Genomic DNA, 13,068 nt, shown 5'->3' on the forward strand with positions numbered 1-13,068 from the left:
CCCTGCGTCCGGAGCCGCCGGTCTTGCCGGGGCTTCCCAGAGCATATGAAAAGGCCGGATGGATCATGCGATCCATCCGGCCTTTGGCATGCATGTGAGAGTGGCTTAGGCCTTTACGGCAGCCAGCAGGGCTTCCTTGCCCAGTCGGGCCACGGTTGCGGCGGTGCGCTCACGTTTCTTGCCGTTCTCGCGGTAGAAGATCAGGGCTTTTTCCAGCAGCTTGAGCGCCTCGTCGGCACTGACGCTTTCGCCGATAAGCACGCCGGGGGCGGCGTTGCGGGTTGCGCAGCCGCCAAAGAGTACGTCCCAGCCCTTTGCCGTGGCAACAAGGCCGATGTCGCGGACGTAGCTCAGGCCGCAGCTCATCTTGCAGCCGGAAACGCCGCTCTTGATCTTGAACGGATAGGGGCCGTTCTTCTTGACCAGAGCAACGATCGCGTTGCCCAGATCGGCGGTTTCCTGAATGCCGTATTTACAGATGCCTTTGCCCGGGCAGACCGTGGCGCCGGGGGCGCACTTTTCAACACGGGTGCCGAGGGCGTCGCAGATTTCATCCAGCTTGTCGGTGGGAATGCCTTCCAGATTCATGCGCTGACCGGTGGTGGCGCGCAGGGAGGGCAGGTTGTACTTCTCAATGACCTCTAAAACGCGGCGAAGCATGCCCGGGGTCATGAGCCCCTGATTGAGGCAGAGGCGCAGGGCATAGGTGTCGTCCTTGCGCTCAACAGGCATGACAATGACAGATTCGGTTGTGGTATTGTGCATGATGTCTCCTGGAAATGAAGTCGATGCAGGCGCACCGGCTGAGGGGGCAAAATAGGACTATGCCGAGGTGAAGACCAGCACTTTTTACTTCAGGGTGTCATGACCGGATGCGTACCGGGAATCTCGGCAGGTAGGCGCGGGGGAAGGCAGCCAAGGGGCGGAGGCGTCAGGTCTTGTTCCCTTCGATTATGTTGGTTGACGATAATCGGAATGGTTAATAGCATGTAGTATGAGCACCTCACACAACGTATTTTCTTTGCTATTCCCGGCAGCTATCTGTGTGGGCATAGTGATACTGCTTGTGAGTATCTTTCGATATTCCGGTCTGTTGAAGTCTGTACGCGGAATACAGCACGCAATCTATCAGGCTGCGACGAAGAGAATACGTTCCCTCATAGCGCTTATCGCGTTCTTTCTTTTGGGGTACTCGACGTTTGTCGTGACGGTGTTTCTTGAAATCGATGTTTCATACGACCTGATCATTGTTCCCATTCTGTTCTTCGGGGCGTGTTTTGTTCTGGCAACTGCCGATATTACCGTACGAATTTTCAGGGAACTGCTGTCCGCCAATGTGCAGCTGGAAAAGATGGCCCTGAAGGATGTGCTTACGCAGTTGCCAAACAGAAGACAGCTGGAATCGCGTTTGAACATTGCGATTGATGATGCAAAACAATCCGGAAGCATCGTCGGCCTGATGATGCTGGATATAGACAGGTTCAAGCGGGTCAACGACAGCTATGGCCACAGGTTCGGCGACGAGCTTCTGGTGGCCGCATCAGGCAAGATAATCCGATCAATACGGGAAAGCGCCTTTGTCGCACGCTTCGGCGGTGATGAATTTGCCGTTATCATCGACGATGCCAAGTCGTTTGATGAGGTGGTTGAAGAGGCCAGAAACGCAATACGCGCATTCACAAAGCCTGTTGTTGTGCGAGATCAGGAGATACGTCTGGGGCTTACTGTAGGTGTCTCCTTTTGTCCCAGAGACGGCGCGAGCGTTGATGAGCTTATCAAGAATGCCGATTTGGCAATGTATAATGCCAAGGATCGCGGCAAGAACACCTGTGCGGTTTTTTCCGGGGAAATGGTCGGGGCGGCCCAGCAGAAGCTGCAGCTGGAGTCCGAGCTGCGGGAAGCGCTGGTTCATAATGAGTTTGTTCTGCATTTTCAGCCGCAGATGGACATTTCCAGAGAAAAGGCCTTTGGCGTTGAGGCGCTTGTGCGGTGGCAGAAGAAGGATGGCAGACTGTGCCCGCCCATGGAGTTCATTCCCCTTGCTGAAGAGACCGGGCTGATCGTTCAGATGGACCTGTGGGCACTGAAGCAGGCATGCCGGACAGGTGCGGACTGGCATGCTCGCGGCATGCAGGTCAGAATGTCCGTGAACGCTTCTGCCATGCTTCTGGGGCGTGAGAATATCGTGAAGCAGGTGCTGCAGACTCTCGAAGAAACCTCTTTTCCGGCATCGTATCTGACCATGGAGATTACCGAAACGGCCCTGCTCCAGAACATCGACAGCGCGGTGGAAGTGATACGGCAGTTGAAAAACAAGGGTGTGGAGTTCTCTCTGGATGACTTCGGCACAGGATACTCTTCACTCAGCTACCTGCGCATGTTGCCGATTCGCGCGCTGAAGATCGATCGCAGTTTTATCAAGGATCTCTCCGTGTCCGGTCAGGGCGCGGAAACGCTTGTGCAATCCATTATCGGTCTTGCCGGCAGTCTGGGGATCGGGGTCGTTGCGGAGGGGGTTGAAACCGAGGAGCAGAGGGATTTTCTGAAGCGCCACGGGTGCTACCGGATTCAGGGCTACCTTTATTCGCCTCCATTGTGTCAGCAGGACGCCGAAGAATGGCTTGGCAATCACATGGATAAGACGTTGCATTCCTAGCTTTTCTGTCCATCCCGTTTGCCTGTAACAGGATGTTCGGGTCTCTCCCCACCTTTCCTCGACATGGGCAGTTTCTTCTGTCCCTTCTCTATGCACCGGTTGCAATCAGTCCGGCTGCCAGCTCTTTTCCGCATGTGCGGTCTTCATTCGTTCAGGACTGCATCATCGGGATTCGGGCTTCTGTTTTCCCCATACCGTTCCACCGCATTGTGCGTTGCTCCTTTGGCGTTCAGTACGCTGCTGAAGAGTATGAACCCCGTCACCGTGAATGCGGGGGCGGTCCACGTTGCGTGCCTGGCGGCAAAGGCCTTCAGTTCGGCTTTTTCCGCATGCTTCATGCGGCCCAGGGTGATGTGGGGGACAAAGTATTCGGTCGTTACTGTCAACGCGGCCTGTCGCAAGGCGTCGTCTATGTCATTCTTCAAGTTCTGCAAGGGGTCGGATGCTTCCATGCCAGCCCAGAGTACGGCCTGCGGCTTTCTGAAGAAGTACCCGACCTTGTGCATCCGGAGCGGAAATGGCTTGAAGCGAACGCTTCGCAGCTGCCGGCGAATCCCTTCAGCCTGGTCCAATGTCACTTCTCCGATGAAGCGCAGGGTCAGGTGGAGGTTGTCAGGCGTTGCCCAGCGCGCGCGGGGCGGCTCCTCCTGCAGGGTCTTCAGGCTGGTCTTGACGACCTCGGGCAGTTCAATCGCCACGAACAGGCGGAGCGTGGTCCTCGGCATTGATTGCGACATCGTTTCTTCCTTTTCTTCCGATATCGATACTAACACACGGCAAGAGTGGTGCCGTGCCAGCATAATACCCTCTATGGCTTTGCTAAGGAACTCTGCGGCATCAATCGTAACCGAATGCTACGGCAGGCAGTGATGCATCGCTTTGAAACCGTCTGTTATAATTGCCTTGCTCTTTCGCGATGGTACGCTACTATCTCAGCAAAATTTCCTTCATGCTACACAAAGAGCGGAATATGGTACGACGACAGCTACTCAAGCCTCTGGCAATGTCTCTTGTGCTGATTGCGACATTGTTCGCGACCACAGCTGCAGAGTGTTCTGCACCTGCGGTTGCAGGCTTGCAGGAAGCGCCTCCCCGCCATGTATTGCTCATCAACTCCTATGACCAGCTTATGTCATGGGTTGCCAATCTTACCAATGCGGCGAACGAAACGCTTGCTCCGGAAGAGAATAACCTCGTTCTGCACATCGAAAACATGGACACCAAGCGGTATCATTCCGAGGAGTATTACACCGCCTTCAGGGAAACGCTCCGAGCCAAATACCGCAGCACGCAGATCAGCCTCATTCTCTGTTCGGACAATAACGCCTTCGACTTTCTGCGCGCATACAGAAACGAATTGTTCCCCGGGGTGCCTGTGGTGTTCTGCGGCGTGAACGACTTCTCTCCTGAAATGCTCAAAGGGCTTTCAGGTTTCACGGGAGTAGCCGAGGTGATTTCTCCGGGCGAAACCGTAAAGCTCATTCTGCGCCTGCATCCGGACACCAAGGAAATCTTCATCATCAACGACTATCTCAAGACCGGGCGCGCCTGGGAACAGAGCATCCGCAAGGAGCTTGAGCCGTTGCACCTTCCGGTCAAGTTCACCTACAACCGGAACCTGAGTCTGGCTGAACTGAAAGCGCAGCTCATGTCGCTGCCGCAGGAGACCGTGGTGCTGCTCGGCGTCTATTTTTCCGACCGGGACGGGCTTTCCCTGACGTATGAAACCGTTGGAGAGGCGCTTGCCGGAGCGGCCAGGGTGCCGGTCTATTGTCTGCTGGATTTCAACATCCGCGGCGGGATCATCGGCGGCAAGGTCATCAGCGGCTATCATCAGGGACAACTGATGGCCCAATACGCCATGCGAGTTCTCAAGGGCGAAAGGCCGGACAGCATTCCCCCCATGCAGAGTCCCGAAGCGAACCGATTCATCTTCGATTACAAAGGGCTCGTGCGTCACGGTATTCCCGAAGCCCATCTGCCGGAGGGGGCTGTAGTTCTCAATAAGCCCTTCTCCCTGTACGAGACGTACAGGTATCAGACCTGGCTTGTGCTGTGCCTTATCATCACTCTTTGCATCACCATTATCGCCTTGCTGTCGAGCATGCGTCTGCGGGAGCAGGCAGAGCGTATGCAGCAGCGCTTCCGCCATGCCCTCGACCATGCCGGTGACAGCATTGTACTCTTTGATGCCGAAACCAGAAGCATTGTGGATGTCAATGTCACGGCCTGTGCCTCTCTCGGCTATACGCGGGAGGAACTGCTCACCAAGAAGCCTGAGGATCTCAATACCGTCTACAATACTCAGGAACTGCTGGATGATATGCAGAGACACATTGCCGCGTCCATGGAAGCCGTTGTGATACAGACCCGCAACATAAGAAAGGACGGCAGCACATTTCCTGTGGAAGTGTCTTTGCGCACACTGCCGTCTTATCAGGGGCAAGCCCCGCTCCTCATTGCTTCGGTTCGTGACATTTCGGAGCGCATGGAGGCGCAGGATCGTCTTGAAGGCCTGCAACGCATGCTGCAATTGATCATAGATTCCATGCCTTCCATACTTGTGGCGGTGACGCGGGAGGGGTTCGTGCTGCAGTGGAACAAGTGGACGGAACAACAGACGGGACGTTCCTCGGACAAGGCTCAGGGTAAGCACTTGAGTGACGTGTTTCCACGACTGGCTAAAGAAATGGGCAATATCCGCAAGGTCATTGATAGCGGCCAACCGGCAGAACGGCTGAAGGTGAAACGCTTTGATGCGGGGCGGACCCTGTGGGAGAACATTACCATATTTCCGCTGGCGGGACAGTCTGCGCAGGCTGCGGTCTTACGGGTGGACGACGTGACGGAGCGCGTCCGCATAGAAGACATGATGATCCAGACGGAAAAAATGATGTCCGTTGGCGGCCTTGCCGCAGGCATGGCCCATGAGATCAACAATCCTCTTGGCGGCATTATTCAGGGGTTGCAGAATGTGCAGCGGCGGTTTTCTCCTGATCTGCCGGCCAACCGTGAGGTCGCCGAACGGCTGGATTGCAGTCTGGAAACCATGCATCGTTACATGGAAGAGCGCATGATCACGCGTATGCTGGAAGGCGCCTGGGAATCGGCCACCCGCGCTGCCCGCATTGTCGCTAACATGCTGGATTTCTCGCGTAGGACGGGAACCCATTTTGAACCCCATGAGATAAACGGGTTGCTGGAAGACTGTGTTGAACTGGTTTCATCTGATTATGACCTGCGCAAGGGTATCGATTTCCGCAAGATCAGCATCGTCAGGGAGTTTGACAGCTCGTTGCCGCTGGTGAACTGCTGCCGTACCGAAATCGAGCAGGTGTTCCTCAATCTGATGAAGAATGCTGCCGAGGCCATGGCCATGGAGTCGGCGGATAGAAAACCTGAAATCATCCTGCGAACCAGAAGTCTTGGCGATAGTGTGCTCATTGAAATCTGTGACAACGGTCCCGGCATGGATGAAGAAACAAGCAAGCGCGTGTTTGAGCCGTTCTTCACCACCAAGCCTACCAATATGGGAACCGGCCTCGGGCTTTCCGTTTCCTACTTCATTGTCACGGAGAACCATCACGGCAGCATTCAGGTTCTTTCCACAAAAGGGGAAGGAGCTACCTTCCGCATCACGCTGCCTGTGTCGCATGCGGCGCAGAGTTTACAGGGGGCAGGCGAATAGGCTTCATCTCTGTCGCAGTGGGGTTCACTTCCTCAATGTCTTCTTTGTGCTGCGCACAAGCTTGCCGAACGCCCTGTCCTTTTTTCGTTTCTCCAGTCCTGACATGGCATGAAATTCCGACTCACTCCTCAGCTTGAGGTAGTTTTCATATCTCTCTGTAGACAATTCTCCCCGCTCCAACGCAGCCCTGACGGCACAGTCCGGCTCCTGTCCGTGCCTGCAGTCAGCATAACGACATTTCTGCGCGAGGGCCTGAATGGATGTAAAGCCGGAACCGCCTTCGCCGGTTACATCCATCGAGTTCTGCGCGCCAAGCATGCCCAACTCCCGCATGCCCGGGGAATCTATGATCATGGCACCGGCATCCAGCACCACCAGATGCCTGCGGGTTGTGGTGTGCGTTCCCTCTCCGGTACCGCTTACCGTCCGGACGGCAAAGGCCTCCTTGCCCAGCAGGCGGTTCACAAGGCTCGTCTTGCCCACACCGGAGGACCCCAGAAGACAATAGGTTCTGCCTGCCGACAGCAGGCTCGTAAGGTCATGCATCCCCTCGCCTGTCAGGACGCTTATGCCGACAGCGTCCACGCCGGTGATCGAGCGCACAAGGGAAAACTGCCGTTCAAGCTCCGCGCGCGTGACCAGATCCGTTTTCGTCAGAACGATGACCGCTTCAACGCCTCCTTCCGCCACCATGGAGAGATAGCGCTCAAGCCGGTTGGGATTGAAATCCGCATGACATGATTGCACGATGAACGCGGTATCCACATTGGCCGCAATCATCTGCTCACTGTGCCCGGCTCCGGCTGCTTTACGCCGCAGCCATGTCTTTCTCGGCAGCACGTCATGGATAATGGCTGAGGTGCCGTTGTCATAGTACCCCGCCATCACCCAGTCCCCCACGCAGGGCAGGTCGGAAGCGCATTCTGCACGGTAGGCAAATCGTCCTGCCAATTCCGCCAGCACCTCTCCGGCCCTGTTGCGGATGCGGCATGCGCCGCGGTCCACAGCGGTTACGCGGGCCGCTTCCCAGTCCGCAATGGCCTCTTGCGGCTCTCTGGCTGCAAACCATGCATCATATCCCAAGTAATCAAGCATAGTATTCTCTTCCTATCGTCACGACATATTGTTCGTCGGCTTTCCGCAACGGTCAGCAACGTATGTCACACCATATGCCATACGCTGCTGACTGTTGTTTTCAGCGACTGCACCTGCTGCATCGTGAACAACGTCATCAGCAGTCCAGTAATGACATCAGGCCTTCTGGCCGGTAATCTGAACCAGCGCGAAGAACTTTCCGCCTTCTGCTTCCATCATGGGAATATCCCGCTGTGCATAAGGATTGGGGCTCTGCAGCCATTCGCTCCAGCTTTGCTGTAGGCAATCCATTTCACGGCAATGCTGCAGGCACAGATTGGGCTCCTGCGACCACAACTGGCGCCACCATGACAAGGGATGGAAGTTCATGTCCGGTTGTACATAAGGCTGCATGTCCTTCGGAATCCTGTCGCAGGAATAGCCTTCCTTCACGCCGCATACGGCAACGGCCATGTGCCCGCCCTTCTTCAGGAACTGCATCAGGTACGGCAGCATGGTGTCATTGCAGCCGAAGTAGTTGTAGGAATCCACCGAGATGATCATGTCAAAGTAGCCGTGCGCAAACGGCAGACCCTTGGTGGCATCGACAGAAACCGGAATGATGTTCTGCGAAAGTCCCAGCGCCTCAAACCGGCCATGGTTGTCGGACGGCGAGACCCACAGGTCAGCGGCAAAGACCGTTGCGCCGAATTTCTCTGCCAGCAGGATGGATGATATCCCCATGCCGCATCCCAGATCCAGAATGCGCATCCCCTCCCTGATGGGGAGGTATGCGGTCAGTTCTTCCGCCACGCGCATGGCGTTGGGGCCCATCATGGTTTCAAGCAGGAACGCCTTGTTGTAGTTGTCTGTAAAAGGTGTGTGCATTGTGTTGCCTCCTTGGTGTTTCAGCACACATACAGGGGATAGCCGCCGGAGGCATTCCACTCTTCGTGTATGAAACGAAAAAGCGCCCCGGCAGTTCCGGGGCGCTTCAGCGTTAGTCATTGTTCATGACAGAGAGTATTTTGTACACGGCCTTGGCGGATAAGAAGTATTCCTCCGCCAGTGCGGACACAGGGCATCCCGCCTTGCGTCTGGCCGCAATCTCGCGGTTTCTTTCCAGAAGCCGCTGCCTGCTTCGGGTGCATTCTCCCCACTGCTTTCTGTGTTCTTCCTTGCGGGGGATGTAGAGGCATTCGCCGTCGATATATTGCTGTATGGCGGCCAGCAAATGCTGCGGTAGCACCGAATGTGCATTTCTGTAGCCCATTATGCTCCTCCTAATGTGAAATCAGGATCGAGCAAGGGCTATTGCCGTAATGTTCTACGTGGTTATGCAATAGCCCTTGCTATGCATAACGAACAGAATCCAGAGAACTACGCATCCAATATCCTTGTTGAAGTTGATCAATATGCTTTTGCGGTTACACGGGATGCGGGGGGAGTGTCAATGAGTGCTTACGGCGAGGCGGATCCGGGTGGCATTGGCTGCGGGATGGCGGTCTCCAAATGATAGATGGTGCGATGTAAAATATAGCTGATATATATTAATAAGCTGTTGGGGTCTGTTTCGGTTGCGCATGAAGCACGTATTCTCTTTGTCAAAGCCGTCAGGCGACTTGTGCCGGACATATCGATGAGTGTGCTTGTCTGTTTTATAATCAATAATGAAAGGTTGTTGTATGGTTGTGGTACGTGTGTCTGGTGTGGTTGTAATCAAGTACTTGTCTGATTACGTTTTGAGAGCCGTTGTCATATCTGGACAGGTTATTATTATGGGTGTAGACCCGAGCCCGAAATAATGCCTGCAGGACGTATCAAGCTGGGTTGGGTTCGACATCAATACGTAGCGACCAAGACTCCGCCTCCCGCCGTTCAAGCTGCTGACAAGCTTTTTTCATTTTTTCGACGAGGTCTCCCATATCATTCGCACGCCTTTCCTGAGCGAAATGGCATCGCAGAAAAATGCGTAATTCCGGCATGTTGCCGACTTGGGTTATGAGATCACTATGCCGTATTTGTATCGGCCATTGTCCTCGTGCGGGGGCTGTGTGGCTACTGGCTGTATCCGTTCCGAATATTCAGGGTGGGGCAGTGTTAGGTCATGCGTAAATTCCTGACCATCTTTCTGCTTGGCGGAGTTGTGGGAAAGCTGCTGGGGCTTGTCCGCGAACTCCTCATGGCGTCCATGTTCGGTACCGGCGTTGTTGCGACCGCATGCCGTCTCAGTCTTTCCTGCATCATCATGCCGAGCAAGTTGCTTTCCGCCGAGATGCAGACCGGCGGATTCATGCCCCTCTTTTCCAAGGCTAAGGCCCGGGGGGATGAAGAAGAGGCCGCCTGCCTTTTCTGGATATTTCTGGGAGCAAGCCTTGTTCTTTCCATTGGTATTGCGGGCCTTCTGGCCTATAGTGCGCCATTCTGGATATCCAAACTGGCCCCCGGATTGAACGAGGAAGAACACCTTGCAGCAGTAAGCTTTCTGCATATTCTTTCTTTGGGGCTTCCCGCTGTTGTGACCTCCGTGGTGCTTTCCAGTCTGGCTATGGCCAACGGGCGTTCTGGCATTGCAGCATCGCAAGCCTCCATGCAAAGTCTCGGGCTTATAGGCGGGATAGGTGGAGCTTATTTCTCGGGTAATATTCTGCTGCTGCCAATAGGAATACTCATCGGTTGGTATGCGTATCTCATTTTTGCCCTGACAGGTGTCAGATCCTATTTGCCTTCCATATCTACCAACGCGCTTCGTGCCCGTGCGCGTAACACTGCGTCGGTAATAATCAGGACCGTTCTTCCCATGCTGCCGGTTCCTCTGTTGGAACAAGGGAATCTGGTTGTTGAGCGGATCGTCGCTTCGTACATGGGCGGACGAGTCATACCGGCTCTGGATTATTCGCGTTTCATTTGCGATACAGCGATGGCTCTTGTCGCCATGCCGTTGGGCTATGCCATTCTCGGCCATCTCGGCCACTATGACCTGCAGCGCCTGCGGGTAAGGTTGGTCGAACTGGTGGCTCCCATTATCCTGTTCGGCAGTCTCGGATCCTTCTGGTTGTTCAGTTCAGGCGAGTTCATCGTCAAATTGTTGTACGAACGCGGCCAGTTCGGGGCACAGGACGTTATCCTTACCTCTTCCATCCTGTCCTGGTCCATGATCGGCATGTGGGCATATACAGCGGGCTATGTTCTCCTTAGGGGGTTGAACATATCCCTGCAGGGCAAGCGGTATTTTCTCAGCCTGCTGATTGCTGTCAGTGTCAGCATGATTTCCAAATGGTTCCTCTGGCCTTATCTGGGGCCGGCGGCGCTGGGCGTTTCCTATGCCCTTTACTCGGGCACGCTGCTTCTTGCGACGCTGACACACATGAAGATCAAACGGCTGTTTTTGAAGGAGTGCGGGCCGTTGCTCATTCCGTTCGCAGCTCTCTGTCTCATGTATGTTTTTGATGTCGCCGGTATGAGGAACAGTCTGATTCTATGCACGTCCTCTGTGGCGGCATGCACTGTCCTCTCTCTCTGCATTCCCAAGGTTAGACGACAGACTCTCTCCCTGTTTATCAGGAAGAAAGGAGCGTAGCCGCGTAGTTCGCCATTGGTTCAGGTGTGCTCCACGATGGCGAAAGAGCTTTCCGGGCACGGCATTGTGCTGCAATACAAGCAGGCGGTCGGATAGTTCATCCGGCCGCCTGTTCTATTATCAATCACTTGCTTCGGAGCGCGGCTTTGCTTTTTAGAACTTGCCGTTGGCGTTTTTCCATTCCGCCTTGGGAGGAATGGTTTCGATCGTATCCCAGTGTTCCACGATCTTGCCGTTTTCGACCCTGAACAGGTCGTAGAAGGCTGAGTGGTTGCCGAGGAATTGCCCTTCGGACACGCTCAGCACGAAATTACCTTCACCCAGCACCATGTGATTGGCGGTGTACATCATGGGGGTGCCGGCATCGGCCATGGACTTCAGGGCAACCATCAGTGCGTCAAGACCGTCGGCCACGGCAGGGTTGTGCTGCGCGTAGTTGTCCGGCTGGATGTATTCAGTGATCTTGTCGGGGTTTCCGCCCATGAGCACGTCGTTTACAAAGCCCTTGACCAGCGACTTGTTGGCCTCTGTCTTTTCCCTTTGCGTGACAACTGCGGGGCCGCTCGTCTGCGTTCTGCCGGACGCGGTCTTGAGGGCTACTTCCTGCAGGTTGTCCCAGTGTTCCACTATTCTGCCCTGTTCGAACCGGAAAATGTCGAAGCCGATCTTCGGTCCGAAGAAGTCATATTCCGTATGCGCCACAACGTAGTCGCCGTCCCTGAAAATGCGCACCGTGCCTACCCGTGCGGAGCCTTCAGGCAGGGCCTTGAGCAGTGCGCCAAAACCGGCAATGCCGTCTGCAACCCCAAGATTGTGCTGAATGTACTTTTCGGGATTGATGGTCGAAGCGGGCTCAGCGGCACCAGTTTCAATAGACTTCAGCAGTTCGGCAACATGCTGGTTGGGGTCGGCGGTCTTCTGACCCGCTATGGCAGGGGAGGCCATGGCAAGCATGGGAACGATAAGGGCCGCAAGTGCGGTATGGAGGGCGGTGTGCAGAAAGCGTTTGGTCATGAGTGTGCTCCTTGAATTAAAAGCTGAATGTCTTTGGCGGATTGCCGCTGAAGTCGAACATGATGGCCGTGCCGTGGTCCACGCTGAACACGATAAATTCAGGGTTATCCGCAGACCCGTATATGGAGCGGACAAGTCCGTTTTCCTCAATAATCCTGCGCTTGATCGCCATGTCGTCATCAAGGTTGGCTTCACCCTTGACCCGCAGTGTTGCCATGTTTTTGGCCGTGCAGGTGAATTCAAGACGCGGGTCACGCTGCAGTTGCGCATACACAGCCTTGTGTCTCGAGCTGCAGAGCCAGAGCCTGCCTTCCTGTTCAAACTGGAACTGGAAGGGACGTACCCGGGCCTGCCCCTGCTCGGTTGTCGCCAGATAGATGGTTGAATTTTCATTCAGAAATTCGATCAGCTCCTGCATGGTATCTCCTTGTTTTAAGTTCGATGTCGAACTATTTGTGTAAAAAAATTAGCTCAGGTTTCTGGCGAGGCGTTCAAGCCCGGCCACCAAAACCTCACGCTCTGCGACTTCCATATCTCCCCACACGGCAGACAGCAGCTTGTCGGAAACAGCCAGAAAATCAGAACGGAAAGCTTCGCCCTTGGCGGTCAGCGAAATCAGGGAAACACGAGAGTCGGCAAGCGACGGGGTGCGCTTCACATACCCTTCCTCTTCCAACTTCTTGATCAGCGTTGTGACGGTATTCTTCTTCCTGCCGATGGACTCGGCCAGAACGCCCATGGGAAGCGAGCCCTGCTCGTAGAGCCGGACAAGAATGGCGCCGTGCGAGGGCACAAGCCCGGGATGCCCTCGCTCCTCTAGCGCGGCAGCAATAAGGCCATTGGCTTTTTCCAGCACCTTGCCCAGAAGAGACACAACATGATCAGTCTTCATGGAGAGAGAGATAGTTCGACGAAGAACTATTGTCAAGCGTATGTTTGAATATTGCGTGCTGTGGAAAAATGTAAGTGTCTAACTTGCTGTTAGTAATGGAGTTGTTTGATTGTAGGGAAGCCGCGAAGGCAAGGCTGCGATTTGTATGCGCTTCTCAGTTTTCC

11 protein-coding genes are annotated in these 13,068 nt (G+C 54.8%); 3 read left to right on the plus strand and 8 right to left on the minus strand.

Going from position 1 to position 13,068, the window contains the following annotated elements:
- Nucleotides 1-105: 105 nt before the first annotated feature.
- Nucleotides 106-765, minus strand: a complete 660-nt coding sequence (locus N1030_RS13875; protein WP_265826071.1) for a nitrite/sulfite reductase domain-containing protein — start codon at nucleotides 763-765, stop codon at nucleotides 106-108.
- A gap of 301 nt (nucleotides 766-1,066) precedes the next feature.
- Here N1030_RS13875 and N1030_RS13880 point away from each other — a divergent pair, with 301 nt between their 5' ends.
- Nucleotides 1,067-2,656 carry a putative bifunctional diguanylate cyclase/phosphodiesterase gene (locus N1030_RS13880; protein ID WP_265826072.1) on the plus strand — a complete coding sequence of 530 codons (1,590 nt, stop codon included), beginning with the start codon at nucleotides 1,067-1,069 and terminating at the stop codon, nucleotides 2,654-2,656.
- A 143-nt stretch (nucleotides 2,657-2,799) separates the two neighbouring features.
- Here the strand turns inward: N1030_RS13880 and thpR are convergent, their stop codons facing one another.
- The gene (gene thpR / locus N1030_RS13885) at nucleotides 2,800-3,393 is read right to left on the minus strand and encodes an RNA 2',3'-cyclic phosphodiesterase (protein ID WP_265826073.1); all 594 of its coding nucleotides are present in this window, start codon (nucleotides 3,391-3,393) and stop codon (nucleotides 2,800-2,802) included.
- A 233-nt stretch (nucleotides 3,394-3,626) separates the two neighbouring features.
- Between thpR and N1030_RS13890 the strand changes: the two genes are divergently transcribed.
- Nucleotides 3,627-6,344 (plus strand): ABC transporter substrate binding protein, encoded by a 2,718-nt coding sequence (locus N1030_RS13890; RefSeq protein WP_265826074.1) that lies wholly within the window; start codon nucleotides 3,627-3,629, stop codon nucleotides 6,342-6,344.
- A gap of 24 nt (nucleotides 6,345-6,368) precedes the next feature.
- On the opposite strand, the gene rsgA is transcribed toward N1030_RS13890, so the two are convergent.
- The 3 genes from rsgA to N1030_RS13905 form a co-directional block, all read right to left on the minus strand.
- The gene (gene rsgA / locus N1030_RS13895; RefSeq protein WP_265826075.1) at nucleotides 6,369-7,439 is read right to left on the minus strand and encodes a ribosome small subunit-dependent GTPase A; all 1,071 of its coding nucleotides are present in this window, start codon (nucleotides 7,437-7,439) and stop codon (nucleotides 6,369-6,371) included.
- A 156-nt stretch (nucleotides 7,440-7,595) separates the two neighbouring features.
- Complete coding sequence (locus tag N1030_RS13900; protein ID WP_265826076.1) at nucleotides 7,596-8,306, minus strand: SAM-dependent methyltransferase; 711 nt, start codon at nucleotides 8,304-8,306, stop codon at nucleotides 7,596-7,598.
- A gap of 112 nt (nucleotides 8,307-8,418) precedes the next feature.
- Nucleotides 8,419-8,691 (minus strand): CD3324 family protein, encoded by a 273-nt coding sequence (locus N1030_RS13905; protein ID WP_265826077.1) that lies wholly within the window; start codon nucleotides 8,689-8,691, stop codon nucleotides 8,419-8,421.
- Between the two features lie 834 nt (nucleotides 8,692-9,525).
- Between N1030_RS13905 and N1030_RS13910 the strand changes: the two genes are divergently transcribed.
- A complete protein-coding gene (locus N1030_RS13910) occupies nucleotides 9,526-10,998 on the plus strand; it encodes a lipid II flippase MurJ (RefSeq protein WP_265826078.1) in 1,473 nt (490 codons plus the stop codon).
- Nucleotides 10,999-11,151: 153 nt separating this feature from the next.
- On the opposite strand, the gene N1030_RS13915 is transcribed toward N1030_RS13910, so the two are convergent.
- The 3 genes from N1030_RS13915 to N1030_RS13925 are packed head-to-tail and all read right to left on the minus strand — an operon-like array spanning nucleotide 11,152 to nucleotide 12,904.
- Entirely contained in the window at nucleotides 11,152-12,012 is an 861-nt protein-coding gene (locus N1030_RS13915; protein WP_265826079.1) for a nuclear transport factor 2 family protein, read from the minus strand.
- A gap of 16 nt (nucleotides 12,013-12,028) precedes the next feature.
- The gene (locus tag N1030_RS13920) at nucleotides 12,029-12,430 is read right to left on the minus strand and encodes a pyridoxamine 5'-phosphate oxidase family protein (RefSeq protein ID WP_265826080.1); all 402 of its coding nucleotides are present in this window, start codon (nucleotides 12,428-12,430) and stop codon (nucleotides 12,029-12,031) included.
- A gap of 48 nt (nucleotides 12,431-12,478) precedes the next feature.
- On the minus strand, nucleotides 12,479-12,904 hold the full coding sequence (locus N1030_RS13925; protein WP_265826081.1) for a MarR family winged helix-turn-helix transcriptional regulator: 426 nt from the start codon (nucleotides 12,902-12,904) through the stop codon (nucleotides 12,479-12,481).
- Nucleotides 12,905-13,068: the final 164 nt, after the last annotated feature.

The organism is Desulfovibrio mangrovi (genome assembly GCF_026230175.1).
Taxonomy (GTDB): domain Bacteria; phylum Desulfobacterota; class Desulfovibrionia; order Desulfovibrionales; family Desulfovibrionaceae; genus Halodesulfovibrio; species Halodesulfovibrio mangrovi.

Excerpts from the sequence above, each read along its gene's own strand:
- N1030_RS13875 (WP_265826071.1), bottom strand. The coding sequence starts at position 765 with ATGCACAATACCACAACCGAATCTGTCATTGTCATGCCTGTTGAGCGC.
- N1030_RS13890 (WP_265826074.1), top strand. The coding sequence starts at position 3,627 with ATGGTACGACGACAGCTACTCAAGCCTCTGGCAATGTCTCTTGTGCTG.
- N1030_RS13910 (WP_265826078.1), top strand. The coding sequence starts at position 9,526 with ATGCGTAAATTCCTGACCATCTTTCTGCTTGGCGGAGTTGTGGGAAAG.
- N1030_RS13900 (WP_265826076.1), bottom strand. The coding sequence starts at position 8,306 with ATGCACACACCTTTTACAGACAACTACAACAAGGCGTTCCTGCTTGAA.
- N1030_RS13915 (WP_265826079.1), bottom strand. The coding sequence starts at position 12,012 with ATGACCAAACGCTTTCTGCACACCGCCCTCCATACCGCACTTGCGGCC.
- N1030_RS13925 (WP_265826081.1), bottom strand. The coding sequence starts at position 12,904 with ATGAAGACTGATCATGTTGTGTCTCTTCTGGGCAAGGTGCTGGAAAAA.
- rsgA (WP_265826075.1), bottom strand. The coding sequence starts at position 7,439 with ATGCTTGATTACTTGGGATATGATGCATGGTTTGCAGCCAGAGAGCCG.
- thpR (WP_265826073.1), bottom strand. The coding sequence starts at position 3,393 with ATGTCGCAATCAATGCCGAGGACCACGCTCCGCCTGTTCGTGGCGATT.
- N1030_RS13905 (WP_265826077.1), bottom strand. The coding sequence starts at position 8,691 with ATGGGCTACAGAAATGCACATTCGGTGCTACCGCAGCATTTGCTGGCC.
- N1030_RS13920 (WP_265826080.1), bottom strand. The coding sequence starts at position 12,430 with ATGCAGGAGCTGATCGAATTTCTGAATGAAAATTCAACCATCTATCTG.